Annotated in this window: 28 protein-coding genes; 16 read left to right on the top strand and 12 right to left on the bottom strand. The window is 65.5% G+C overall.

Annotated features, from left to right (window positions below; all coding sequences use genetic code 11):
* The first annotated feature begins 48 nt into the window (after positions 1-48).
* The 5 genes from M0209_RS08195 to M0209_RS08175 all read left to right on the top strand — a co-directional run bounded on the left by M0209_RS08195 (position 49) and on the right by M0209_RS08175 (position 3,869).
* Positions 49-1,323, top strand: a complete 1,275-nt coding sequence (locus tag M0209_RS08195; RefSeq protein ID WP_258887796.1) for a DUF3422 family protein — start codon at positions 49-51, stop codon at positions 1,321-1,323.
* 106 nt (positions 1,324-1,429) lie between these two features.
* The gene (locus tag M0209_RS08190) at positions 1,430-1,600 is read left to right on the top strand and encodes a hypothetical protein (RefSeq protein ID WP_258887795.1); all 171 of its coding nucleotides are present in this window, start codon (positions 1,430-1,432) and stop codon (positions 1,598-1,600) included.
* Between the two features lie 70 nt (positions 1,601-1,670).
* Positions 1,671-2,252, top strand: coding sequence for a sigma-70 family RNA polymerase sigma factor (locus M0209_RS08185; protein ID WP_258887794.1), 582 nt, complete (start codon positions 1,671-1,673; stop codon positions 2,250-2,252).
* Positions 2,249-3,193, top strand: coding sequence for a DUF3106 domain-containing protein (locus tag M0209_RS08180; protein ID WP_258887793.1), 945 nt, complete (start codon positions 2,249-2,251; stop codon positions 3,191-3,193). The genes M0209_RS08185 and M0209_RS08180 overlap by 4 nt, the downstream gene beginning before the upstream one ends.
* Positions 3,194-3,320: 127 nt before the next feature.
* Positions 3,321-3,869, top strand: coding sequence for a nucleoside 2-deoxyribosyltransferase (locus M0209_RS08175; protein WP_258887792.1), 549 nt, complete (start codon positions 3,321-3,323; stop codon positions 3,867-3,869).
* A gap of 55 nt (positions 3,870-3,924) precedes the next feature.
* On the opposite strand, the gene M0209_RS08170 is transcribed toward M0209_RS08175, so the two are convergent.
* Positions 3,925-5,217, bottom strand: coding sequence for an MFS transporter (locus M0209_RS08170; RefSeq protein WP_258887791.1), 1,293 nt, complete (start codon positions 5,215-5,217; stop codon positions 3,925-3,927).
* A gap of 84 nt (positions 5,218-5,301) precedes the next feature.
* Between M0209_RS08170 and pgsA the strand changes: the two genes are divergently transcribed.
* Genes pgsA through M0209_RS08155 form a run of 3 tightly spaced genes read left to right on the top strand, consistent with a single transcriptional unit; the run spans position 5,302 to position 6,580 of the window.
* Positions 5,302-5,895, top strand: coding sequence for a CDP-diacylglycerol--glycerol-3-phosphate 3-phosphatidyltransferase (pgsA, locus tag M0209_RS08165; RefSeq protein ID WP_258887790.1), 594 nt, complete (start codon positions 5,302-5,304; stop codon positions 5,893-5,895).
* Between the two features lie 5 nt (positions 5,896-5,900).
* The gene (moaD, locus tag M0209_RS08160) at positions 5,901-6,143 is read left to right on the top strand and encodes a molybdopterin converting factor subunit 1 (RefSeq protein ID WP_258887789.1); all 243 of its coding nucleotides are present in this window, start codon (positions 5,901-5,903) and stop codon (positions 6,141-6,143) included.
* The gene (locus M0209_RS08155; RefSeq protein WP_258887788.1) at positions 6,140-6,580 is read left to right on the top strand and encodes a molybdenum cofactor biosynthesis protein MoaE; all 441 of its coding nucleotides are present in this window, start codon (positions 6,140-6,142) and stop codon (positions 6,578-6,580) included. Before moaD ends, M0209_RS08155 begins: the two co-directional genes overlap by 4 nt.
* On the opposite strand, the gene M0209_RS08150 is transcribed toward M0209_RS08155, so the two are convergent.
* Positions 6,577-7,341 carry a sulfite exporter TauE/SafE family protein gene (locus M0209_RS08150; RefSeq protein ID WP_258887787.1) on the bottom strand — a complete coding sequence of 255 codons (765 nt, stop codon included), beginning with the start codon at positions 7,339-7,341 and terminating at the stop codon, positions 6,577-6,579. The two genes, M0209_RS08155 and M0209_RS08150, sit on opposite strands and share 4 nt — an antisense overlap.
* A gap of 142 nt (positions 7,342-7,483) precedes the next feature.
* Here M0209_RS08150 and epsC point away from each other — a divergent pair, with 142 nt between their 5' ends.
* The 3 genes from epsC (at position 7,484) to M0209_RS08135 (ending at position 9,307) form a co-directional block, all read left to right on the top strand.
* The gene (epsC, locus tag M0209_RS08145; protein ID WP_258887786.1) at positions 7,484-8,155 is read left to right on the top strand and encodes a serine O-acetyltransferase EpsC; all 672 of its coding nucleotides are present in this window, start codon (positions 7,484-7,486) and stop codon (positions 8,153-8,155) included.
* Complete coding sequence (locus M0209_RS08140; RefSeq protein WP_258887785.1) at positions 8,152-8,487, top strand: DUF2794 domain-containing protein; 336 nt, start codon at positions 8,152-8,154, stop codon at positions 8,485-8,487. The genes epsC and M0209_RS08140 overlap by 4 nt, the downstream gene beginning before the upstream one ends.
* Before the next feature lie 112 nt (positions 8,488-8,599).
* The gene (locus M0209_RS08135) at positions 8,600-9,307 is read left to right on the top strand and encodes a hypothetical protein (RefSeq protein WP_258887784.1); all 708 of its coding nucleotides are present in this window, start codon (positions 8,600-8,602) and stop codon (positions 9,305-9,307) included.
* Positions 9,308-9,323: 16 nt separating this feature from the next.
* Here the strand turns inward: M0209_RS08135 and M0209_RS08130 are convergent, their stop codons facing one another.
* The 9 genes from M0209_RS08130 to M0209_RS08090 form a co-directional block, all read right to left on the bottom strand.
* Positions 9,324-10,220, bottom strand: coding sequence for an SDR family NAD(P)-dependent oxidoreductase (locus tag M0209_RS08130; RefSeq protein ID WP_258887783.1), 897 nt, complete (start codon positions 10,218-10,220; stop codon positions 9,324-9,326).
* Between the two features lie 63 nt (positions 10,221-10,283).
* Positions 10,284-10,652, bottom strand: coding sequence for a hypothetical protein (locus tag M0209_RS08125; protein WP_258887782.1), 369 nt, complete (start codon positions 10,650-10,652; stop codon positions 10,284-10,286).
* A 106-nt stretch (positions 10,653-10,758) separates the two neighbouring features.
* Positions 10,759-11,457 carry a phosphate regulon transcriptional regulator PhoB gene (gene phoB, locus M0209_RS08120; RefSeq protein ID WP_258887781.1) on the bottom strand — a complete coding sequence of 233 codons (699 nt, stop codon included), beginning with the start codon at positions 11,455-11,457 and terminating at the stop codon, positions 10,759-10,761.
* 5 nt (positions 11,458-11,462) lie between these two features.
* A complete protein-coding gene (phoU, locus tag M0209_RS08115; RefSeq protein WP_258887780.1) occupies positions 11,463-12,170 on the bottom strand; it encodes a phosphate signaling complex protein PhoU in 708 nt (235 codons plus the stop codon).
* Complete coding sequence (gene pstB, locus M0209_RS08110; RefSeq protein ID WP_258889595.1) at positions 12,170-12,916, bottom strand: phosphate ABC transporter ATP-binding protein PstB; 747 nt, start codon at positions 12,914-12,916, stop codon at positions 12,170-12,172. Before pstB ends, phoU begins: the two co-directional genes overlap by 1 nt.
* A gap of 17 nt (positions 12,917-12,933) precedes the next feature.
* Positions 12,934-14,193: a phosphate ABC transporter permease PstA gene (gene pstA / locus M0209_RS08105; protein WP_258887779.1), complete on the bottom strand. Its 1,260-nt coding sequence runs from the start codon at positions 14,191-14,193 to the stop codon at positions 12,934-12,936.
* A complete protein-coding gene (pstC, locus tag M0209_RS08100) occupies positions 14,186-15,556 on the bottom strand; it encodes a phosphate ABC transporter permease subunit PstC (protein ID WP_258887778.1) in 1,371 nt (456 codons plus the stop codon). Before pstC ends, pstA begins: the two co-directional genes overlap by 8 nt.
* A 19-nt stretch (positions 15,557-15,575) precedes the next feature.
* Complete coding sequence (locus M0209_RS08095) at positions 15,576-16,622, bottom strand: substrate-binding domain-containing protein (RefSeq protein ID WP_258887777.1); 1,047 nt, start codon at positions 16,620-16,622, stop codon at positions 15,576-15,578.
* Between the two features lie 77 nt (positions 16,623-16,699).
* On the bottom strand, positions 16,700-17,932 hold the full coding sequence (locus M0209_RS08090) for a cell wall metabolism sensor histidine kinase WalK (protein ID WP_258887776.1): 1,233 nt from the start codon (positions 17,930-17,932) through the stop codon (positions 16,700-16,702).
* A gap of 148 nt (positions 17,933-18,080) precedes the next feature.
* On the opposite strand from M0209_RS08090, the gene M0209_RS08085 reads away from it, so the two are divergent.
* Genes M0209_RS08085 through M0209_RS08070 form a run of 4 tightly spaced genes read left to right on the top strand, consistent with a single transcriptional unit; the run spans position 18,081 to position 20,605 of the window.
* Complete coding sequence (locus M0209_RS08085; RefSeq protein ID WP_258887775.1) at positions 18,081-18,491, top strand: hypothetical protein; 411 nt, start codon at positions 18,081-18,083, stop codon at positions 18,489-18,491.
* Positions 18,492-18,501: 10 nt separating this feature from the next.
* Complete coding sequence (locus M0209_RS08080) at positions 18,502-18,750, top strand: HPr-rel-A system PqqD family peptide chaperone (RefSeq protein WP_258887774.1); 249 nt, start codon at positions 18,502-18,504, stop codon at positions 18,748-18,750.
* Entirely contained in the window at positions 18,747-19,604 is an 858-nt protein-coding gene (locus M0209_RS08075; RefSeq protein ID WP_258887773.1) for an HprK-related kinase A, read from the top strand. The genes M0209_RS08080 and M0209_RS08075 overlap by 4 nt, the downstream gene beginning before the upstream one ends.
* Positions 19,601-20,605 (top strand): nucleotidyltransferase family protein, encoded by a 1,005-nt coding sequence (locus M0209_RS08070; protein WP_258887772.1) that lies wholly within the window; start codon positions 19,601-19,603, stop codon positions 20,603-20,605. Before M0209_RS08075 ends, M0209_RS08070 begins: the two co-directional genes overlap by 4 nt.
* On the opposite strand, the gene M0209_RS08065 is transcribed toward M0209_RS08070, so the two are convergent.
* Positions 20,583-21,260 (bottom strand): HAD-IA family hydrolase, encoded by a 678-nt coding sequence (locus M0209_RS08065; protein WP_258887771.1) that lies wholly within the window; start codon positions 21,258-21,260, stop codon positions 20,583-20,585. The genes M0209_RS08070 and M0209_RS08065 overlap by 23 nt on opposite strands.
* Positions 21,261-21,340: 80 nt before the next feature.
* Between M0209_RS08065 and glmU the strand changes: the two genes are divergently transcribed.
* Positions 21,341-22,684 carry a bifunctional UDP-N-acetylglucosamine diphosphorylase/glucosamine-1-phosphate N-acetyltransferase GlmU gene (gene glmU / locus M0209_RS08060; protein ID WP_258887770.1) on the top strand — a complete coding sequence of 448 codons (1,344 nt, stop codon included), beginning with the start codon at positions 21,341-21,343 and terminating at the stop codon, positions 22,682-22,684.
* The last annotated feature ends 14 nt before the right edge of the window (positions 22,685-22,698 follow it).

Below are 22,698 nucleotides of genomic sequence, written 5' to 3'. Positions count from 1 at the left end.
TGTCCAAAATGCCATCGTCTAGCGTGGTCGGAAGAGGGGACGGCAGCGATGCAGCAGAGCACGGGTTTCGACTGGCACGCCGACCGGGATCGCCTGTTGGCGGAGGCGCATGCGCGGCCCTCTACTCCGCTCGATGCGCCGGTCGTCGCGATCCGCCTCGCCAATGTGTCCGGACAGGAAGCTGCCGATAGCGATCGCGCCCATATGGCCGATCTGTGTGCCCGTTTCGACGCGCAAGTACCTGATCGCCGTGCCCGTTGGTGGGCGCTTGAGGGGCCGGGCTGGTCGCTGCGCTGGGAGCGCCATACCGAATTTTCGAGCTGGACGTTCTTTTGCCCGCCACCGACAGCCGCCGATCCGCGCGGTCCGCTCGAACGCCTTCCTTCGGACTGGCTCCTGCAATTTCCGGAGGATGTACTTGTTGCGACAATGCTCGAGCTGCGGCGCGACGATACCGGCGACCGGTCGCCGCCGCTGGCTTCCGATGGCGTGATCATCGGTGCGGAAGTGCTTGAGAGAGCCGCTCGCGTCTTCACCGACTTTCGCGCCGACGACAGCGGCATGACGCGGTTCCGAGTTATGCTGCGCTCTAACGATGCAGCATTGGCGGGACGGCTGGCGCTGATTCTTCTCGAAATCGAGACCTATCGGTTAATGGCGCTCCTCGCCTTTCCGCTGGCGGGCGAGGCGACGGTGAAGTTGCGCGCGATCGAGGCTGAAGCGGGCGAGCTCGCCTCGCGGCTGGCGGCGGAAGAGGGGGTGGAGGCCGACCGCACTTTGCTCTCGCGGCTGATAACGCTGTCGGGCGAGGCGGAAGGCTTGAGCGCGCGCACCACCTTCCGCTTCGGCGGTGCCAACGCCTATCATGACCTTGTCCGCGACCGCGTTGCGTCGTTGCGCGAAGAAAAGATCGCGGGCGTCCAGACCATCGCCGAATTCATGGAGCGCCGCCTCGCGCCCGCAATGCGGACCTGCAATTCGGTGGCGGAACGCGAACGCGCGGTGATTGCGCGTATCGCGCGGGCAGGGGCGATGCTCGACACGCGGATCAAGGTGGCGGACGAGGCGACGAGTGCCGAACTGCTCAGTTCGATGAACGCCCGCGCCGACGCTTCGCTGCGCCTGCAACGCACGGTCGAAGGGCTGTCGGTGGCGGCCATCAGCTATTATTCGCTGATGCTGTTGTCCTATCCGATCAAAGCGCTGGAACATGTCCAGCATGGCTTCGATGCGACGCTGGCGCTTGGGATTGCCGCACCCGTAATTGCCGTGCTGGTCTGGTTGTCGCTGCGTGCGATCCGGCGCAAGATCGAAGGCCATTAAGCGTTTGCCGTTATCGATTGCTAAAACGTGCCGTTACCGGACAGTTGCAGTTTAACCACGAATATGGCTGGTCACGATGGTCAACGGCGCGTTTACGTTTGCGCCTATGACACGTCGCCTAGTCCTGACCAACGAGTCGGCCCGCCACCCCTTCCGGCAGATCCTGCCGCCTCCCGTCATCGAGGTGAGCGGCACGCGGGAGCCGCTGTCGGATCGCGCGCTTTTCGCGCTGACGTTCATCGCTGCATTCATGGCGTTTTCGACCTTCCTCGCCTGACGCGAAGGGAATTGCCTCCCGGTGCGTAATATCGTCCAACAGGGACGACCATGGCATCCGGCGGAGGGACGTGACACAGGCGCAACCGGCACTGCGGCGTGACGATATGGTCAGCGACGATGCGCTGATGGCGCGGGTGCACGCGCGCGATGCGACGGCATTCCGTATCCTCGTCGACCGCCATGTCCGCCCGCTTCACCGCATCGCCTATCGCATGATCGGCGACGCGACCGAGGCCGAGGATCTGGCGCAGGAGGCGTTGCTGCGGCTGTGGCGCGACGCTGCCAAATGGCAGGCGGGCGGCGCGGGGACGGGCGCGTGGCTCAAGCGTGTGGTCGTCAACCAGTGCCTCGACCGGCTGCGGCGGCGGCGCTTTGCCAGCGACGCCGAGGTGCCCGACCGCGTCGACGAGGCGCCGCTCGCACCCGACGAAATGGACGCGGCACGGCTGCGCGCAGTGACGGTCGCCGCGATTGCCGCGCTGCCCGACCGGCAGCGCGCGGCAATCGTGCTGACCTATTATGAAGAGGTATCGAACCAGGTGGCGGCAGAGACGATGGACATGAACATCAAGGCGTTCGAGTCGCTGCTGCTCCGTGCGCGTACCGCGCTGCGCGCAGCGCTGACCCCGATCAAGGAGGCGGCGCAATGACCGACGCCCTTAACGCGGCACTCGCCAAAGAACTCGACCGCTTCGACGTCCCGCCGTTGTCGGCAGGACTTGCGGACCGGATCATTGCTGCCGCCGCGACGCCGACCGCCGCGCCGTTCGCCGTGCCGCGCCGTGACCGGCGCGGCATGTGGCGGCGCGGGCGGCAGGTCGTGCTGGGCACCTGCGCGGTCGCGCTGTTGAGCGCGGGGGCGGTTGCTTCGGGCCTGCTCGGCAGCGTCGGGATCGAGGTGCCGGTACTGACCGCAATGCTGGCACCCAAGCCGAGGCCGGTCGCGAAGCCCGTGCACGTCGCGCCGAAACCCGCAGACGTGCGGAGCGCGATTGCACCACTGCCGCCCGTGGTGCCGCTCGCCGATCCGACTCCGGTGGGCTTGCTCCCGCGCCCGCTGCTGCCGGGCGAGCGCATGGCGTTGCGCGAAGAACGGCGCGAGCGGCGTGAGGTCTTCGCCGCCGAGCACCCTGTCGCGGCGGCCCTGATCCGTGAGCGTGTTCGCCAGCAACTTCAACGACGTGCCGCCGAACGACGTCAGGCGCTGATGGGGCCGGGTATCGACCCGTCGATCCCCGGTACCCGCCCGCTCGACCTGGCCGACCGCGCGGCGCTTGCCCGGGCCGCGCGGCGCGACCGGCTGGTGGCGGAAAAGATGATCGACCGGCGTATCCAGGCGCGCGAGGCAAAACTGGCCGATCGGCAGGCAGCGGATACGCCGGCTGCGGCCGCTCCGCCGACCGTATCGATGCCGCTACCGCTACCGGTTGCCCAAGGCGACGCGGCACCCTTCGGCCAACGCCTGCAGCACATGACGCCCGAAGCGCGCGCTGCCCGCCGCGAGCGGCTCCAGGCGCTGTCGCCCGAACAGCGCGCTCGACTTCGCGAGCGCGCGCAGCAACGCCGTGCGCAACGACTGGGCCAGCAATAGCAAGTCTGCCCCCCGAATGGTTCTCCCGAAGGGTTTCTCCGCCTTCCGCGTTCTCCCCTTCGAGCGATCGGCCGATCCTCCCACACTTACACCCCGATGGTCGGGGACAGGTTCAGGAGCAAGTTCGATGAAAACACTTATCCTCGTTTCGATTGTCGCGCTGGCGGCGTCCGGCGCAGCCCTGGCCGAGCCGGTCACCCGCACGACCACCTATGACGGGCCGAAGGTCGATGCGACCCGGGTGACCGTCCGCGACAAGGCGGCGGGCACCTACAGCCGCGATATGACCGCGATCCGCGCCAGCGATGGCGCTATCGCGACGCGCAGCTACGACCGGACACGTGCTGATACCGGTGTGACGGCGAGCGGCAGCGCCACCGGCTTCAACGGCAAGACGCGCAGCTTCGATTACGAACGTACCCGCACCGACACCGGTTATACCGCCAGCGGCACAGCGACCGGGCGCGGTGGGGAAACCTACACGCTGGCCGGACAGGGAATGCGGACCGACAGCGGTTACACCCGCGACCGGACCGTCACCAACAGCGCGGGCGCTACGGTGTTCGATAAAAACGTTACGGCGACCCGCGCCAACGGCCAAATCACGCGCGATGTCAGCACGACCCGCGCGGCGGGTTTCCACCGGCCCCGGTTCGGCGGCGGACGGCGTCACTAGCGCCGTCGTCGAGGCGGTCGACCGGGTGGATGCACCCCCTTACCCGGTCGGCCGTCTAGTTTGTCGGGAAACAATCCCCGGCCGGACACGCCTTGTGCAGCATCCAGGCGAGCCATGCCGACACGACGCACATTGCCGCTGTCATGATAAACTGATCGGTCGCCGAGACGCCGAGGGCGCTGAGCGCGACCGCCAGCACCGATCCCACGACCATGCATCCCGCGTTGACGAAATTATTGGCGCCCACGGTGCGCGCCGTCTCGCTCTTCGCCACCGTCGTCGTCAGGAAAGCATAAAGCGGCACGACGAACATGCCGCCCGACACGGCAATCGCCAGCAAACAGGTGAGCAGCACGGGCGCGCCGGGCAGATGCGCGAATTCGACGATGTTGTAGAGCGACCCTTCCGGCCCGCGCGTCCAGAATTTCGCGATAAAGTGAAAGCCGAGCACGAAGGCACCCATGAACAGCACGCAGACCGGCGCAAACCGCGCCGAAACCTCGTTCTTGAGCAGTCGGTTGATCCAGACCGACCCGATGGCGATGCCGATCGAAAAAATGGCGAGAAACAGGCTGGCGACGCTTTTGTCGGCTTGAAGGACGTTCTTCACCAATGGCGGAAACTGTACGAACAACACTGCCCCGATCATCCAGAAAAAGCTGATCGAGACGATCGCCAGAAACAGGTGCCGGACATGCATCGTCGCCGAGATCAGACGGTAGGACGCGCGGAAAATATTCCAATCGATCCGGTGATCGCTGCCCACGGGTGGGGCTGAAGGTACCTCGCGGCCTGCGAACCAGCCGATGACGGCGATAATGATGACGCCGGCGGCGGCAACATGATGGTTGATGAATCCGGCCAGGATCGTGCCTGCCAAAATCGCAATATAAGTGCCCGCCTCGACCAGACCGGTGCCGCCAAGCACCTCGTCGGTGGCAAGATGCTGGGGCAGAATTGCGTATTTTATCGGCCCGAAAAAGGTCGAATGCACGCCCATCGAAAACAGCGCGATCATCATCAGCGGGATGTTGCCGATCAGCAGTCCCGCACCGCCGATCACCATGATGCCGATCTCGCAGGTTTTCACGATCCGCACCAGCCGCGCCTTGTCATAGGCATCGGCCAGCTGTCCGGCGACGGCCGACAGCAGGAAAAAGGGCAGAATGAACACGGCGGAGGCGACCGCGCTGAACATCTCTTCCTGCTTGGGATCGTTGTAGATGTTGTAGATCACGAACAGGACCATCGCGGTCTTGAACAGATTGTCGTTCATCGCGCCGAGGAACTGCGTGACGAACAAGGGCAGGAAACGGCGCCGGTTCATCAGCGCGAGCGACATCTGCATGGGGGTGGGGCGATCCTTAGCCGGTTTCGCGAGCGCCATAGCGGGCTTTGCGCGCGCGTCCAATGGCGGTTAGAGGGTCGATCCGTGCTAAGCCTGCCCAACATTCTCACCCTGTCGCGGATCGTTACGGTCCCGTTGCTGGTGGCGCTGCTGTGGTGGCCGACCTGGCAGCTTGGCTACGGGCTGGCGTTCGCGGTTTATTGCCTGATGGGTATCACCGACTATTTCGACGGCTATCTGGCCCGCGCGCAAGGGACGGTGTCGAAGTTGGGCCAGTTCCTCGATCCCATCGCCGACAAGATCATGATCGCTGCCGTAATCCTTGTGCTCGCGGCGCAGGGCGTGCTGCGCGGGCCGTATGTCGGCGACATGCATGTCATCGCCGGGCTGATCATTTTGATCCGCGAAATTGCGGTGTCGGGCCTGCGCGAATTTCTCGGGCCGTTGCGTGTTTCGATACCCGTGTCGCGGCTCGCCAAGTGGAAGACGACGCTGCAGATGATCAGCCTTGGCGCGCTGATTCTCGGGCGCGCGCTGCCCGAATGGACCGTGCCGCTGGGCAGCGATGTCGCCAACTTGCCGCATACCGTCGGCCTGACGACGCTGTGGGCGGCCGCTGTGCTGACGGTCATTACCGGCTGGGACTATCTGCGTGCCGGCCTGAAGCACATGGACTGAGCGGCTTGGTCACGTTGCTCTATTTCGCCAGGGTGCGCGAAGCGTTGGGGACGGGCGAGGAGCGGATCGATCTGCCCGACGGTGTGGCGACGGTCACCGATCTCGCCGACTGGCTCGCCACCCGCCACCCGGTCTTCGCCGACCGCGACCGTCTGCGCGTGGCGGTCGATCAAGTCATGGCGCGGTTCGACACCGACATCCGGAGCGCAAAGGAAATCGCGTTCTTCCCGCCGGTAACGGGCGGATGATCGCCGTCCGCGTCTCTGCCGAGCTGTTCGATACGGGCGCAGAAATCGCCGCGCTCGGGAAGGATGGCATGGGCGCGGTGGCCAGCTTTACCGGGATCGTGCGCGGCGATGGCGGGCTGACCGCGCTGACCCTCGAACATTATCCGGCAATGACCGAAGCGGCATTGCGCGCGCTGGCCGGGGAAGCGGCGTCGCGCTGGTCGCTGGGTGGCGTCACACTTGTCCACCGGGTCGGGCGGCTGGTCCCGGGCGACCCCATTGTTCTCGTCGCTTGCGCGAGCGCGCATCGCAGCGACGCGCTGGAGGCATGTGCGTTCCTGATCGACCGGTTGAAGACCGATGCCCCGTTTTGGAAGCGTGAAAGCTTCGCCGACGGGCGCGAGGTCTGGGTCGAGGCGCGGACGAGCGACGACGCGGCAGCGGCGCGCTGGAGCTAGGCGAGCGCGCGATACAGGCTGAACGCACTCGTCGCTGTCAGCACGATCCCGACCAGTCGCAACAGCATCGTCGGGGCAATACGCTTTGCCAGCAGCGCACCGAACGGGGCAGCGGCAATGCCGCCGATCAGCAATCCGATCGTCGCGGTCGTGAACGCCTCGAATCCGATTCCCACGATGAAGGCAATCGAGATGCTGGTGGTCAGGAAGAACTCGGCGGTATTGACCGTGCCGATGGTCTTGCGCGGGTCGCTGCCCTGCAGCAGCAGGTTCGACGTTACTACCGGTCCCCAGCCGCCGCCGCCCGCCGCATCGAGGAACCCGCCGATCAGCCCGAGCGGCGCGATCACGCGCGGGCGGCGCGGTTGCGGCGTCACCCCGAACGAGCGCGCGAGCAGGTAAATGCCGATCAGCGAGAGATAGGCCATGACGAACGGTCGCGTGATCGAGGCGTCGAGGCTGACCAGGATATAGGCGCCGAGTACACCGCCGATAATGCCCGGGAACACCAGCCGCACGAACAGCCACCAGTCGACATTGCGGTGCGCGACATGGCTTATCCCGCTCGCCGCCGTGGTAAACATCTCGACGAGATGGACGCCCGCCGATCCCTGTTTGGGCGGCACGCCGAGGACGCTGACCAGCAGCGTGTTCGAGATCACGCCGAACGCCATGCCTAGGGCACCGTCGATCAGCTGCGCGGCAAAGCCGACCGCGATGAACGGCAACAGCGCTTCGAACATCGCAAGGTCGAACGTCATGGGTGCCGGTGTTGCAGGGCTGCGCGCGCCCGGCAAGCACACAAGCACTCGCTCCCGCAAAAGCCCAGCTTTCGGCTTGGGTTTGAAACCGCTCGTCGTCGTGCCTAAATCGCGTCCTCACAACAGTGCCGGGGAGGCACCTATGGCAAGCGGCCTGATTTCCTATCTCGACTCGATCAAGGCGCGCGACCCTGCGGCGCGCTCGCGATGGGAAGTGCTGCTCTATCCAGGGGCCTGGGCGCTGGCGTTCCACCGGCTGGCGCACTGGCTCTATGGCGGAGAGCTCTACTGGGCGGCGCGCTTCGTCAATCATGTCGGGCGGTTCTTCACCGCGATCGACATTCACCCGGGTGCGAAGATCGGGCGGAATTTCTTTATCGATCATGGGTTTACCGTCATCGGCGAGACGGCGGAGATCGGCGACGATGTGACGATCTACCAGTGCGTGACCTTGGGCGGTACCAACCCGGCCGATGGCATCCCCGGCAAGCGCCATCCAACCATTTCGGACGGCGTTATTATCGGTTCGGGCGCGCAAGTGCTGGGTCCGATCACGGTCGGCGCGGGTGCGCGGATCGGCGCGAACTCGGTGGTGACGAAGGATGTCGTGCCCGGCGCGACGATGGTCGGCATTCCGGCGCGGTCGACTTTGGTCGAGGCGAACAGCGGCTTCGTCCCCTATGGTACCCCGTGCAGCGAACGCTTCGACCCGGCGACGCAGCAGCTCGAAATCCTGAAATGCGAAGTGGAAACGCTGCGCGCGAAACTCGCCGCCTATGTCGACGAACGCGAAGAGGGGCGTAAATCCGCTTGAGCGTCCTCGCGTTTCCCAACCGTGCGCCCCCGCAAGTCGGTTTCGACCGTGCCGAACTGACCCGCATTCTCGATCTCTATGGCCGCATGGTCGCCGCCGGACACTGGCGCGACTATGCCGTCCAGTTCGACCGCGACGCTGCTGTGTTTGCCGCCTACCGCCGCGCGACCGAACGCCCCGAATATCGCGTTGAGAAACACCCAGCTTTCCGCAACCGCCAGGGCCAATGGGCGCTGATCGGCGAGCATGGGAATGTGCTCAAGCGCGGGCAGGAGTTGGGGCCGGTATTGGCCCCGGTCGAGCGGCGGTTGATGAAGCTGGTTGAGGGTTAGTAGTATGAGGGCCACTCCAGGTTCCGCAGCGAGCAATTTCTCCTTTGCGGTAGCATGGCTTTGGGCGGCAACGCTTTCTGTGCCGTCAGCGACTGCTGCTCAAACGTCGATCATGCTCGAAGAAGCGAGGGCCGCGTCTCCCGACGATTTGGCGCGCCGCTTTCTGCCTCGCGCCAGCGTGAGGATCGTCAAAGCGATTGTTTCTCCAAACGGTATGGATGCGCCATTGCCATGGGTAACTTCGATCCAGCTGTTCGAGGCGCCCGTTCCATCGGAAGATCGCGAATTTTGTGCGACACGTTCCTACGTCATCGATTTTGCGACTATCAACCCAGCCACTGCGATGGAGCCGCAACCTGCTGCACCAAAGGGCACGCGCGTCCAATCCTATGCTCGTTGGGTGCCAGACAGTCGGCTACAGGGTGTCTGTGATGCTCCGTTGAAACCATCGTTTGCAGTGGATACGAGTGACCGCGCAAATGCGCTTACGCTTGTTCGAAACCTTGCAGCGCTTTGGATTCGCGCACGCAGAGGCAAACGACTGGCACTGGATTTGGCGTTTGCCGATGAGTATGCCGACCAATTGGATCGCTATCAGCAGTCGCGGATTGCATCGGGACAGGTTAGAACAGCGGTATTGACTCAACGGTTTGCCAGTCCGCTTGCGGCATTCCGGGAGTTTCCGATCGATGAAATCGCGTATGTCGATCCACTCCGTGGCGTGCTGTTCGCTGGTGGCCTATGGGAGGCCGAGGTGAAGTGGGACGGTCGAACAGTGACGGCGTTGACGCTAAAGCGCCGGATTCCTCCCCCATTTTAGGACCACGAGTTCCTGCTTACCCCTGCATCGTCTTGAAGATCAGCATCGACTGCTCGTTCCCCGATGCGGGAACGATCTCTCCTGTCCGGTCGGTGATCTTGTCCCACAGGCGTGCCACCGCCTCTGGGGTGCGGTCGTCGGCGGGCAGGAACGCGCCGGGGGTCAGCGTCACATAGGCCGCCTGCACCACGCCCGCGCCCGCGCCGATAATGGCGTTCGAGGGGGCGTCTTCGCTCACCAGATAGAGCGCGGCAGGGACGACGTTTTCGGGGGCGAACGCCTTGAAGGCTTCGGCGGGAAACAAGTCTTCGGTCATCCGCGTGCCCGCGACCGGCGCGATGGTGTTGACGCGGACGTTGTACTTCGCGCCCTCCAAATAGAGCGTCTTGGTCAGCCCCGCGAGGCCCAGCTTGGCCGCGCCATAATTCGCTTGCCCGAAATTGCCGAACAGGCCGGTCGACGACGCGGTCATCAGGATACGGCCATAGGCCTGTTCGCGCATCGTGTCCCACACTGCTTTGGTCACATTGGCGCTGCCGCTCAGATGGACTTTCACCACCAGATCGAAATCGGCCGGCTCCATCTTGGCAAAACTCTTGTCGCGCAGGATACCCGCGTTGTTGATCAGGATGTCGACGCGGCCCCATTCGGCCTTGGCCTGTTCGACCATTGCGACCATCTGCTCATATTCGGTGACGCTGCCGCCGTTCGACATGGCGGTGCCGCCGAGGCTGCGGATTTCTTCGACCACGGCCAAGGCGGCGTCCGAATGGCCGGTGCCATCGCGCGCAACGCCCAGATCGTTGACCACGACTTTCGCGCCGCGCTTGGCCAGTTCGAGTGCATAGGCGCGGCCCAAGCCGCCACCGGCACCCGTGACGATGGCAACGCGATTTTCGAATGAGATAGTCATGACCGGAACCCCTGATGCATCGGCAAAAACAAGCCCAGCCGATGCACCGGGTTTCCGTTTACGTCAACCGCGACGCTTGCGCGGGCCGCCCTTGCGATCGCTCTCGCGCGCCGAATTCTGACGGCACTCGTCGGTCACGGTCGCCGAGCAGCGTGGGTAGCTCGCCTGTGCCGTGGGAGCGGGGGCCGGTTCGGCCATGGGAGCCGCAGGTGCAGTCGGGGCCGCCATTTCCGTAGCAGGGGGTGCGGCATGCGGCATCGGGGCAGCGGCAGGGTCAGCCGGCGGGGCAGGCGGGGGCGGCGTCATGGCCGGATCGGTCGGGGGCGCGGGCGGCGTGGTCTGCATCGCATCGGCAGGCGGTGTGCCCGGGGCGGTCTGGGCAAAGGCGGTGCTGCTCGCGAGCAGCGCGGCAGCGATGGCAATCATTTTCATTATCGATCTCCGTCGGGGCGGCGCAGGGGGCGTGCACCGTCGTGGAGATCAATGGCCATCAACGCAGAAAGTTTCCTCGTTTCGCCTCGCCGACGGTTCGACTGGTCTAAAGACGCCCCTCGGCATCGAGTGCATAACCCGCCGACCGCACCGTGCGGATGATGTCCGCATAACCGCCCTCGTTGATCGCTTTCCGCAGCCGACGGATGTGGACATCGACGGTGCGCGGCTCGATATCGCTGTCATGACCCCAGACGCTGTCGAGCAACCGCTCGCGTGAAAAGACATGCGCGGGGTGTTCGAGGAAGTGCTTGAGCAGGCGGAATTCGGTCGGCCCCAGCGGCACCATCTTGCCGCCGCGCTTCACCTTGTGCCCGACGGTATCCATTTCGAGATCGGCATAAACCAGGGCCTCGCCCGCCAGCGCCGGACGCACACGGCGCAGCACCGCGCCGACGCGCGCGACGAGTTCGCGCGGCGAAAACGGCTTGGTCACATAATCGTCGGCCCCGGTTTCCAACCCGCGCACGCGGTCCTCTTCCTCGCCGCGCGCGGTCAGCATGATGATCGGCACGTTGGCGGTCTCGGGCATCCGGCGCAGGCGGCGGCAGACCTCGATACCCGACAGCCCCTCGACCATCCAGTCGAGCAGCACGATGTCGGGCGCATTCTCCTGCGCCAGCAACAGCGCCTCTTCGCCGTCCGCCGTCTGCTTGACGTCGAAATCCTCGCGGCGGAAATGATAGACCAGCAGTTCGGCTAGCGCCGCATCGTCCTCGACCAGCAGCATTTTGGCGCGTGCCATTGGCGTCAGGCTCCTTCGTCTTCGGCAAAGGGGTCGCCCTTGTCGCGCTCGGCCATATATTCGCCGGTGGCGGCGAAATAGACCATCTCGGCGACGTTGGTGGCATGGTCGCCCACCCGCTCGATGTTCTTGGCGACGAACAGCAGGTGTGCGGCATTGCCGATGCTCTGCGGGTTCTCGACCATATAGGTGACGAGCGTACGAAAGATCGAATTGTAGAAATCGTCGACCACCTTGTCGCGCTCGTTGACCGCGACTGCCAGCGCGGCATCGCGCGCGGCATAGGCGTTGAGCACGTCGTGAACCATTTCGGTCGCGATCTTGGCCATCGACGGCAGCAGCGAGATCGGTTCGATCTTGCGCCGTCCCTCCAGCGCACCGGCGCGCTTGGCGATATTCTTGGCATAGTCGCCGATGCGCTCGAGCACGGCGGCGATCTTCAGTGCGGCGATCACATCGCGCAGGTCGTCGGCCATCGGGGCGCGCAGCGCGATGATGCGGACGGCCAGTTTCTCGACCTCGCTTTCGAGGCGGTCGATGGCCTTGTCTTCCTCGATGACCTTGCGGGCGAGATCAAGATCGCGCTTGACCAGCGCTTCCATCGCACTGGCAATCGCGGCTTCGGCGCGACCGCCCATCTCGGCGATATGGCCGCGCAGCTCGCCGATCTCGTCGTCGAAGGCTTTGACGGTATGCTCTGTTCCGATGGCCATCAGCCGTACCTTCCGGTGATATAGTCCTTGGTGCGCTCCATCTTCGGATTGGTGAAGATGTCCGACGTTACCCCGTATTCGACGAGCGTGCCGAGGTGGAAAAACGCTGTCCGCTGCGACACGCGTGCCGCCTGTTGCATGTTATGCGTGACGATGACGATGGCATAGCGCCCGCGCAGGGCGTGGATGAGCTCCTCGATGCGGGCGGTGGCAATCGGGTCGAGCGCCGAACAGGGCTCGTCCATCAGGATGACTTCGGGATCGACCGCGATGGCGCGCGCAATGCACAGGCGCTGTTGCTGACCGCCCGACAGCGCGGTGCCGCTGGCGTCGAGCCGGTCCTTGACCTCTTCCCACAGCCCGGCGCGCACCAGCGATTCCTCGACGATGCGGTCCATGTCCGACTTGGCCGAGGCGAGGCCGTGGATGCGCGGGCCATAGGCTACGTTTTCGTAGATCGATTTGGGGAAGGGGTTGGGCTTCTGGAACACCATGCCGACGCGCGCGCGCAGCTGCACGACGTCCATGCTGGGCGCGTAGATATTCTCGCCGTCGAGCGTAATGTCGCCTTCGACCCGCGCGCTCGCGACGGTGTCGTTCATGCGGTTGAGCGTCCGCAGGAAGGTCGATTTGCCGCAGCCCGACGGGCCGATGAACGCGGTGACATTTTCCTGCGTCACATCGATCGACACATCGTCGATGGCCTTTTTCGGGCCGTACCACACCGACACGTTGCGCGCGGTCATCTTGATAATGGACTCTGTCACCAGCGTGTCTCGAATTTGTTGCGGAGGTAGATGGCGATCCCGTTCATCGCGAGCAGGAAGACGAGCAGCACGATGATTGCGGCGGAGGTTTTCTCGATAAAGCCGCGTGAGATTTCATCGGACCACAGGAAAATCTGGACCGGCAGCACGCTCGACGGATCGGTGATGCTGCCCGGCGGCGTGGCGACGAACGCACGCATCCCGATCATCAGCAGCGGCGCCGTCTCGCCCAGCGCGCGCGCCATGCCGATGATCGTGCCGGTCAAGATGCCGGGAAGTGCGAGCGGCAGGACGTGATGGAACACCACCTGGATCGGCGACGCGCCGACGCCAAGTGCCGCGTCGCGGATCGACGGCGGTACCGCCTTGATGGCGTTGCGGCCCGCGATCACGATCACCGGCATCGTCATCAGCGCGAGCGTCATCCCGCCGACCAGCGGCGCCGAGCGCGGCAGGTCGAGCGTGTTGAGGAACACTGCCAGCCCCAACAGCCCGAAGATGATCGAGGGGACCGCCGCCAGATTGTTGATCGACACCTCGATCAGGTCGGTCCAGCGGTTTCGCGGCGCATATTCCTCAAGATAGACCGCCGACAGCACGCCGATGGGGAAGGCGAGCACGAGTGTCACCAGCATCGTCAGCAACGAGCCCTTGAACGCGCCCCAGATGCCCGCCTGTGTCGGGTCGGTCGCATCGCTGTCGGTCAGGAACGCCAGATTGAACCCGCGCGACACCGCGCCCTTTGCCTTCATATCGGCGTAGAGTTTTTGCATCGCCGCATCGCCTTCGCTGCTTTCGGCAATGCCGAGCGCGGGGGAGGCGGGGATTGTGATCGTTGCCTTGCGCGTCAGGATCGACGGGTCGGCCTTGATCGCCGCCCGCAGCGCCAGCCAGCCACTGTCGGACAGTGTCGCCGCACCCTGCGGCCCGAATGCGGCTTCGGCAGCACGGCTCACCGCTCCCGGCAGGTCGGCAGCGGCAAATTGCGAATCGACATCGCCGCCGCCCGACAAAGCGGCAGGCGACAGCGGAATGGCGAGCGCGGGAAAGTCGAACGGCACCGCGATATTGAGGCGCGTGAAGCCGCGCGCCCCGCTCGATGCCATGGTCAGGATCAGGAACGCGAGAAAGCCAGCCGACAGCAGCACCGCAAACAGCCCGAGCGCCTTGAAGTTGCGTTCCGAGCTGTAGCGCTTGCGGATGCGCCGCTGCATCGCGTCCGACCGCCATTCGGTAGGGGTGCGGGCTTCAGTCATAGGCTTCGCGATACCGTTTGACGACGCCGAGCGCGACGATGTTGAGCAACAGCGTCACCACGAACAACACGAGGCCGAGCGCGAACGCCGCCAGTGTCTTGGCGCTATCGAATTCCTGGTCGCCGGTCAGCAATTGGACGATCTGCACCGTCACTGTGGTGACGCTGGCGAAGGGATTGGCGGTCAGGTTGGCCGCAAGGCCTGCGGCCATCACCACGATCATGGTTTCGCCGATCGCGCGGCTGACGGCGAGCAGGACACCGCCGACGATGCCGGGCAGCGCGGCGGGAACGAGTACACGGCGGATGGTCTCGGACTTGGTCGCGCCCATCGCGAGGCTCCCGTCGCGCATTGCCTGAGGCACGGCGGCAAGCGAATCATCGGCCATCGACGACACGAACGGGATGATCATGATCCCCATGACGAGGCCCGCCGCGAGCGCACTTTCCGAACTCGCGCCGGGAATGCCGATCCAGTCACCGAAGCCTCGGATGACGGGGGCGACTGTCAGCGCGGCGAAATAGCCGTAAACCACCGTCGGTACGCCCGCGAGGATCTCGAGCAGCGGCTTCATCCATTTGCGCGTATTCGCGGCGGCATATTGTGTCAGGTAGATCGCGCTCATCAAGCCGAGCGGGATCGCGACGAGCATCGCAATGATCGCGCCGATGAAGATCGTCCCCCAGAACAGCGGGATCGCCCCCAGCGCCTTCATGTCGCCGCCCGACGCCGCCTGCGGACTCCAGCGCGTGCCGAACAGGAAGTCGAAGACGCCGACCTTGCCGAAGAAGCGAACCGATTCGAACAGCAGCGACGCGACGATCCCGACCGTCGTCAGGATCGCGATCAGCGAGGCAAGCAGCAGCGTGATCGTCACGGCCCGCTCGACCCGCGTCCGTGCGCGGAAATCGGGCTTCACCCGCGTAAAGGCGAAAAAGCCGCCGGCGAATGACAGCACGGCGGCGAGCGCGAGGCCGATCAGCCCGTAGTGCAGTTTGGCCGCCTTATACTCGGGTGCCAGCGCTTCTGCCGCCGGGTTGAACGCGCTCTGCAACGTCCCTTCGGCCAGCCCGCGTGCTTCAGATAGCACCGCGCGGCGCGCGAACGGGTCGGCCGCGAGCGGGGCCGCCGCAGGGCTGGCGATCACCCGCTGCGTCACCAGTCCCGGCGACACACCCGTCCAGACGGCGGCAAACAACAGCGCGGGCAGCGCCGTCCAGAGTGCAACATAGGCCCCGTGATACCCCGGCAACGAATGCTGCGCGCGGGCGGGAACTGCAAAGCGTCCCGCCCGTGCACGGCCGACCAGCCACGCGACCGCGCCCAGCCCGACGGCCAACACGAAGAGCAGTGTCAGCGACACCGACGCGGTTTCCCGATGCTTACTTCAGCACCGAAGGGTCGAGCGGCTTGAAATCGCGCGCGGCGGTGGCGGCTTCGGCGCGCACTGCTTCGGGCGAGATCACCATGCCCTTTTTGGCGAGGAAGCCATCAGGCCCCCAGGCTTTGGCGAATTCGGCAACGAATTCCTTCAGGCCGGGAATGGCGTTCAGGTGCGCCGCCTTCACATAGATGTAGAGCGGCCGCGCGCCGGGGTAGCTGAAGTCCGAAATCGTCGCATAGGTCGGCGCGATCCCGTTCAGCGTGTTCGCCATCAGCTTGTCCTTGTTCTCCTCGGCAAAGGAGAAGCCGAAAATGCCGAGCGCCTTGGGATCGGCCTCGATCTTCTGGACGATCAGATTGTCGTTCTCGCCGGCATCGACGAACGCGCCGTCTTCGCGGATCGTGGTGCACACCTTCTTGTGCGCCGCCTCGTCGCTTTTCTTGAGCGCGGCCATTGCCGGGTCGCTGTCGCAACCCTTGGCCAGGATCAGTTCGGCAAGCGCATCGCGCGTGCCCGAGGTCGAGGGCGGGCCGTAAACCTTGATCGCTTCTGCGGGGAGCGCCGGGTTCACGTCCTTCCACGTCTTCGCCGTCTGCGGCTTGCCGAACGGGGTCGCGGCCAGCGCCTTATACAGATCGACCGTGGTCAGCGGGATTTTCAGCCCCTTGTTCGATTCGGCAAAGGCAATGCCGTCGAGGCCGATCTGGATTTCGACGATATCCTTGACGCCCTTGGCCGCGCACGCCTCATATTCCGATTTCTTGATCCGCCGCGAGGCATTCGAGACATCGGGGAACGCCGCGCCGATGCCGCCGCAGAACAATTTGAAGCCAGCGCCTGTTCCGGTCGACTCGACGATGGGCGATTTGAACTTGGGGTTGGCGTTGACGAACTGTTCGGCAATCGCGGTTGCGAACGGATAAACGGTCGACGAGCCGACGGCGCGGACCTGATTACGCGACTCGCCGCCGCCGGCAGTCGAATCGCAGGCAGAAAGCGTCGCAAGCGCGAGCGTCAAAACGGCGGTGGCGCGGAAAAAGGTCATCGGTCCCCCAAAAATATCATCGGGCGGACGCGCCCGGTCGTGCAGCGCCGTTAGCGGCACCCCGCGTCGCTTAAGTTTCAGTTCGGTGACACTATTGTGACAGCGTCCGGCGCGGCAGTGGGCAATATCGCCGGATGGGCCGCGGGTGGCAGCAGGATCGATACCGTAGTACCCACGCCCGGCGCGCTCGCGATGTCGAGCCGCCCCCGGTGTCGTTCGACGATATGCTTGACGATCGCGAGGCCGAGGCCGGTGCCGCCCTGCGCGCGGCTACGCCCCGGATCGACGCGATAAAAGCGTTCGGTGAGGCGGGGGAGGTGCTCGGCGGCGATTCCTTCGCCCTGATCGGTGACCGACAGGCGGATCAGTGTGTCGCCATCGCGGCGCAGCGCAATCGTCACCGGTGTGCCGCGCTTCCCGTATTTCAGCGCGTTGCCGACGAGATTGTGAAGCACCTGCGCCAACTGTGCCGCATCGCCCGCGACCATCGGCACGTCCGGCGCGAGGTCGAGCGTCAGGTCCGCCCGGGCCGCCTCGTCGCTGTCGCGCAGGTCGGCGGCGACTTCCTCGACCAGTCGCCCCAGCGCGACTGGCATCTCGGGCAGGCGGTATTTCTCCGCCTCGATCCGGCTCAGCGAGATGAGATCGTCGATCAGACGCTGCATCCGCCGCGCTTCCTTCATCATCACCGACAGGAAACGGTTGCGGACCTCTGCATCGGCCCCGGCCTTTTCGTCGTCCAGTGTCTCGATAAACCCGATGATCGCCGCCAGCGGTGTCCGCAGTTCATGGCTGGAGTTCGCCACGAAATCGACCCGCGCGCGCTCGGCGGCATGACTGGTCGTACGGTCGATCAGATGGACCAGCCGCCGCCCCGGCGCGATCGTGGCCACCTGCATCTCGACCCGCTGGTCGCGCCCGCCCAGCCCGATCAGCTCGGTCGCCCCATCGGCCCCGCCCGCGCCCAGCCGCTCCGCCGCCGCCGGATGACGGATGGCAAGCCGGACATCCTCCCCGATGACATGACCGCCGAGCAGCGCGCGCGCGGCGGCATTGGCAATGCGGACGCGCCCGTCGACGACCAGCAGCACCGGCTCGGCAATGGCGTCGATCACCGCCTGTTCGGAGACCGGGGTCGCGGCAGCAGCGGGTTGCGGGCTATGCGACCGGTCGTCGGGCGCTCCCGTCGCCGAAACGAGCACCGCCGCCAGGCCGCCGACCAGCACTGCCACGATCCGAAGATCGGGCGCAAGCGCCGCTACCGCCGCCGCAGCGCAGACGATCAGCAGGGCGACGGTGATACGGATCATGGCGCGGCGTTTTTCCGTTGTAGACCGACTCGATAGGATGATCTGTCCCGACTAGGGCCACATGCCAACCAAGTTAACCAATCATCATCGCCACGCGCCGAATTTATGGTTATGCACCGCAGAAGAACGAACGGGGCAGCGCGACGAGATGGCCGGACAGGAAGAATTCGACGAAGGCACTCCCGAAGCCAAAGGGGTGGCCGACCGCCGTCAGCTGTTGCGTCTCGGCGGCCTCGGCGTTGCCGCCGTCGTGACGATCCGTCCGGCTATCGCGCAGGCGGCGACGTCTGTCCTTACCTGTCAGGTGCCGGTCCCCGATGCCGGTCGTAGCGGCAGCTATATCGCTGCCGATGGCAGTGTGGTCCCGACTGGCACCGCGGGTGCCTTCCCCGGTTCGCCGACGCCGCTGAAGGGCGAGGACGTGAAGGCGGCGCTGGGCGGGCGTTCCTTCCCCGGCACCGATCCGGCGAAGAGCCAGGCGTGGACGAACTACATCCGCCGCCTCCAGCGCGGGCAGAGCGGGTTCACCTGTTACGCTTCGCTCCAGATGCCGCGCTGAGCCGATTGCTGTGAAATTCCGCGCGCCCCCTGACGGCGTGCTCAGACTTGTCCGCCTCGACGCGATGACCGCGATTTTCGACCGGCGTTCGGGCGCGACGCATCTGGTGGCGGAAGCGGTACCGACGATCCTTGCGGCGCTCGCGAAGGGGGAGGCAGATGTCGCTGCTCTCGCGCACCGGCTCGGTACGGACGAACGGCTAGCGCTGTCCGCGAGGCTTAACGAACTCGCGACAACGGGTCTGGTCGAACGCGTATGAACTACCGCTTCGACGTGCAGGTCGGCCCTGTCGCCTTCCGCATCGGCTCGGCGTGGCGCGCGCCGATAGCGGCGCTCGAAACTCTATACCGCGACTTTCCGAAACCGCCGGGCGTCCCCGATTTTACCGTCCGCCTCGAACCGTCAAAGCCGTGGCGGCGCTGGTTGCGGCCTTCCGTCGCGATTGCAGGGGACTTCACGCTGCCTGAAGCTTTGCCGCTCCCGCTGCGGCTCGGCCTTCTCGCTGCCGAAATGGGCATGAACCTGCAACTGGCACTCGGCGAGCGCCGCTTCCTGCTGCTCCATGCCGCCAGCGTAGAGCGCGACGGCCGTGCGCTGATCTTGACCGGCGAAAGCGGCGCGGGGAAATCTACGCTGGCGACGTTGTTGGGCAGCGAGGGCTGGCGCTTCATGGGCGATGAGTTCGCGCTGATCGAACCGGCAACCGGCATGGCTCACCCGTTCCCACGCCCCTCCAGCTTGAAGAACGAGAGCATCGACGCCGCGCTGGCAACGCTCGATCCCGCGCGCTTCGGCCTCACGCTAACCGACACGCCCAAGGGTCGCATCCGCCATGTCATCCCGCCCGCCGATGCGCTGGCGGCCATGCACGTCCCCGCAGCGCCCGCGCTCGTCCTGTTTCCGCGTTTTGGCCTGCCCGAGGCCGCGCGATCTGTGCCGCCGAGCGAGGCGTTCGTGCGGCTGACGCAGGCCTCGACCAACTATGTCGCTCTGGGTGAGCGCGGGTTCGGTGCGCTGACCGACCTTGTCGAAGGGGTGCCCTCGGTCGCGCTCGATTACCCCGACATGCGCACCGCGCGCCGGATGATCGACGATTTGTGGGGTGCGCTATGAGTGCCGCAGGCGTCGCCGCGCTGCTGTCCCATCCGTCGCGCGCGGCCGGTCTCGACACCGAAACCTGGACCGGCATCCTCTGCGCCGCGCGCGCCGAACTCCTGCTGGCGAGCCTCGCACACCGGCTCGACGGTCTCGACTTGCCCGACGCCGTGCAGTCCATCCTCGACAGCGCCCGTACCGATGTCGAGGCCGGGCGGACCGAGGCGCTGTGGGAAGCCGAAATGGCGCGCCGCGCGCTTGGCGATCTGGGTGTGCCAGTCGTGCTGCTCAAGGGGACGGCATTCGTAGCGGCTGGCCTCGATGCGGGGCAGGGGCGCAATATCGGCGATCTCGACATCCTCGTGCCGCGCGACCGGCTGGGCGAGGTCGAGGCGGCGCTGATCGCGGCGGGGTGGGAATGGGTGAAGCCCGACCCCTATGACGACGATTATTATCGCCTCTGGATGCACGAACTACCCCCGCTGATCCACCGCGACCGCGACCGGATGATCGATGTCCACCACACGATCCTCCCGCCGACCGCGCGGCCCACCCCCGATGCGGCAGCGCTGATCGCGGCGAGCGTTCCGCTCGAAAATGGTCTGCGCGTGCTGTGTCCGGAGGACATGATCGTCCACGCCGCCGCACACCTGCTGGCCGATGGCGATCTGGCAGGCGGCTTGCGGAACCTGTGGGATATCGACCGGCTGCTGCGTGATTTCGACGAAGAGGGTTTCGCGGGTCGCCTTCGTGATCGCGCCGCGATCCACCGCCTGTCGCGCGAGGTCGCTCGCGCCTTGCGGCTCTCGAAAGCGCTGTTCGCCACGCCGGTCGCGCCAACGGGCAACCGGAAGGGCAACGACCATATGTTCCGCGCCCGCCTTCTCGCCCGCGACGGATGGGGCCGCCCGACGCGTCCGCTGCTTCGGCTGATGTTCTACATCCGCTCGCACTGGCTGCGAATGCCGCCGCTGCTGCTGGCACGGCATTTGTGGACTAAGTGGCGGAAAACGTCTTGAGCACCGGCACCAGTTCCGCATAGCTGTCGATTACCGCGTCCGCACCCAATTCGCCGACCGGCCGGTCGAGAAATCCGAACGACACCGCAACGCTCGGCACGCCTGCGTTGCGCGCCGCCAGCGTGTCATAGGTCGAATCGCCGACGAACGCCGCGCGTCCGCCGCCGAGTCGCGCAATCATTTCCAATATCGGATCGGCGGCGGGCTTGGCACGTCCCGGCCCTAGCGTGTCGCCACCGATCAAGGTCGCGAAACGGTCGATCAGGCCGAGTTCAGCCAACAGCTTCCGCGCGAAACTCTCGAACTTGTTGGTGACGACTGCCAGTCTCACGCCCAGCGCCTCAAGCTCGTCCAGCGCCGCGACCATGCCCGGGAAGGGTCGCGAGTGCACCGCAATATTCGCCCCGTAGAATTCGAGCATCAGCTTGTAGAGCCGCCGCGCTTCGTCCGCTTCGCACCCGCCGGTCGCATCGAGCCCGCGTTGCAGCATCGCCTTCGCCCCGCCGCCGATCATGGCCCTGACCGTTTCCGGTGCGAGTGCTTTTCGTCCCGCGAGAGCCAGCGTGTGATTCACCGCCGCTGTCAGATCGCCCGAAGTGTCAACGAGCGTGCCGTCAAGGTCGAATCCGACGATATCGAAAGGAAATGCTGCCATGGCCGCGCCCATCGGCGAAGACGCTGGCAGTGGCAAGCGGGCGGGTCTAAACGCGCGAACGGACAGGACGGAGACGGGATTTGCGGCAGGTAGCAGTAGTGGTGCTGGCGGCGGGGCAGGGCACGCGGATGAAATCGGACCTGCACAAGGTGCTTCACCCGATCGCGGGACGGCCGATGCTGCTGCATTTGCTCGCGAGCGCCGCCGAACTCGCGCCCGCGCGCACCGTTGTCGTCGCGGGCGCGCGGCGCGAACAGATCGAGGCGGTCGTCGACCCGATGGGGATCGACGTCGCGGTGCAGGAACCGCAGCAGGGGACCGGCCATGCGGTGCAGCAGTCCCAGGGCGCACTTGCCGGCTTCGATGGCGACGTGCTGATTCTTTATGGCGACGTGCCGCTGGTCCGCGCCGAGACAATGCGCGCCATGCTCGACCGGCTGCGCGCCGACGATGCGCCCGCTGTGGTCGTGCTGGGCTTCGAACCGCGCGACACGTTGCGCTACGGCCGGGTGGTTGCGCAGGGCGGGCTGATCGAAAAGATGGTCGAGCACAAGGACGCGACCGAAGCCGAGCGCGCAGTGCGCCTGTGCAATTCGGGCCTGATGGCGGTGCGCGCCGCCGATCTGTTCGCATTGCTCGCGCGCGTGGGCAACGCCAATGCGGCGAGCGAATATTACCTTGTCGACATCGTCAACATCGCCAACGCCGATGGCCGGAAATGTGCGGTGATCACTTGTGCCGAGGGCGAAGTCGCCGGCATCAACAGTCGCGCCGAACTGGCCGGGGTCGAGGCCGACTGGCAGGCCGCCCGCCGCGCCGAAGTTATGGCCGACGGCGCGACCCTGATCGCTCCTGAGACGGTCTGGTTCGCTTGGGACACGAGGGTCGGCCGCGATGTCCTTCTCGAACCGAACATCTTTTTCGGCCCTGGTGTCACGTTGGCCGATCACGCGACGATCCGGGCAAGCAGCCACCTTGAAGGCGCAACTGTAGGCGAGGGTGCCGAAGTCGGTCCCTTCGCTCGCCTGCGCCCCGGTGCGGTACTCGGGGAAAAATCGAAGGTCGGAAATTTCGTCGAGGTCAAGAAAACTACGATAGGGGCAGGTGCGAAGGCGAACCACCTGACCTATCTCGGCGATGCTGAAGTCGGCGCGGGCGCAAATGTCGGCGCGGGAACGATCACCTGCAACTACGACGGGTTCTTCAAATATAAGACCGAGATCGGTGCGGGCGCCTTCGTCGGTTCGAACAGCGCACTTGTCGCGCCCGTGACCATCGGCCCCGGCGCCATCGTCGCGGCGGGCAGCGTCATCACCGCCGATGTCGCCCCCGACGCGCTCGCCGTCGCGCGCGGCAAACAGGAGTCCAAGTCGGGCTGGGCCAAGGGGTTCCGCACGATGATGGCGGGGCGGAAGAAGAGTTGACATGATATCGCGAT

The organism is Sphingomonas sp. SUN039, from assembly GCF_024758725.1.
Lineage (GTDB): Bacteria > Pseudomonadota > Alphaproteobacteria > Sphingomonadales > Sphingomonadaceae > Sphingomonas_O.
The sequence above is the reverse complement of the archived record's forward strand: the minus strand, read 5'-3'. Positions and strand labels throughout refer to the sequence as shown.

Bases quoted from the DNA above. Each gene is read 5' to 3' on its own strand.
- M0209_RS08130 (WP_258887783.1), bottom strand. From the start codon at position 10,220: ATGACTATCTCATTCGAAAATCGCGTTGCCATCGTCACGGGTGCCGGT.
- M0209_RS08065 (WP_258887771.1), bottom strand. From the start codon at position 21,260: ATGGCAGCATTTCCTTTCGATATCGTCGGATTCGACCTTGACGGCACG.
- M0209_RS08175 (WP_258887792.1), top strand. From the start codon at position 3,321: ATGAAAACACTTATCCTCGTTTCGATTGTCGCGCTGGCGGCGTCCGGC.
- pstA (WP_258887779.1), bottom strand. From the start codon at position 14,193: ATGACTGAAGCCCGCACCCCTACCGAATGGCGGTCGGACGCGATGCAG.
- M0209_RS08125 (WP_258887782.1), bottom strand. From the start codon at position 10,652: ATGAAAATGATTGCCATCGCTGCCGCGCTGCTCGCGAGCAGCACCGCC.
- M0209_RS08135 (WP_258887784.1), top strand. From the start codon at position 8,600: ATGCTCGAAGAAGCGAGGGCCGCGTCTCCCGACGATTTGGCGCGCCGC.
- phoU (WP_258887780.1), bottom strand. From the start codon at position 12,170: ATGGCCATCGGAACAGAGCATACCGTCAAAGCCTTCGACGACGAGATC.
- M0209_RS08170 (WP_258887791.1), bottom strand. From the start codon at position 5,217: ATGCAGATGTCGCTCGCGCTGATGAACCGGCGCCGTTTCCTGCCCTTG.
- M0209_RS08155 (WP_258887788.1), top strand. From the start codon at position 6,140: ATGATCGCCGTCCGCGTCTCTGCCGAGCTGTTCGATACGGGCGCAGAA.
- M0209_RS08085 (WP_258887775.1), top strand. From the start codon at position 18,081: ATGGCCGGACAGGAAGAATTCGACGAAGGCACTCCCGAAGCCAAAGGG.
- M0209_RS08180 (WP_258887793.1), top strand. From the start codon at position 2,249: ATGACCGACGCCCTTAACGCGGCACTCGCCAAAGAACTCGACCGCTTC.
- phoB (WP_258887781.1), bottom strand. From the start codon at position 11,457: ATGGCACGCGCCAAAATGCTGCTGGTCGAGGACGATGCGGCGCTAGCC.
- M0209_RS08090 (WP_258887776.1), bottom strand. From the start codon at position 17,932: ATGATCCGTATCACCGTCGCCCTGCTGATCGTCTGCGCTGCGGCGGCG.
- M0209_RS08195 (WP_258887796.1), top strand. From the start codon at position 49: ATGCAGCAGAGCACGGGTTTCGACTGGCACGCCGACCGGGATCGCCTG.
- pstB (WP_258889595.1), bottom strand. From the start codon at position 12,916: ATGACCGCGCGCAACGTGTCGGTGTGGTACGGCCCGAAAAAGGCCATC.
- M0209_RS08095 (WP_258887777.1), bottom strand. From the start codon at position 16,622: ATGACCTTTTTCCGCGCCACCGCCGTTTTGACGCTCGCGCTTGCGACG.
- M0209_RS08075 (WP_258887773.1), top strand. From the start codon at position 18,747: ATGAACTACCGCTTCGACGTGCAGGTCGGCCCTGTCGCCTTCCGCATC.
- M0209_RS08190 (WP_258887795.1), top strand. From the start codon at position 1,430: ATGACACGTCGCCTAGTCCTGACCAACGAGTCGGCCCGCCACCCCTTC.
- M0209_RS08150 (WP_258887787.1), bottom strand. From the start codon at position 7,341: ATGACGTTCGACCTTGCGATGTTCGAAGCGCTGTTGCCGTTCATCGCG.
- epsC (WP_258887786.1), top strand. From the start codon at position 7,484: ATGGCAAGCGGCCTGATTTCCTATCTCGACTCGATCAAGGCGCGCGAC.
- M0209_RS08070 (WP_258887772.1), top strand. From the start codon at position 19,601: ATGAGTGCCGCAGGCGTCGCCGCGCTGCTGTCCCATCCGTCGCGCGCG.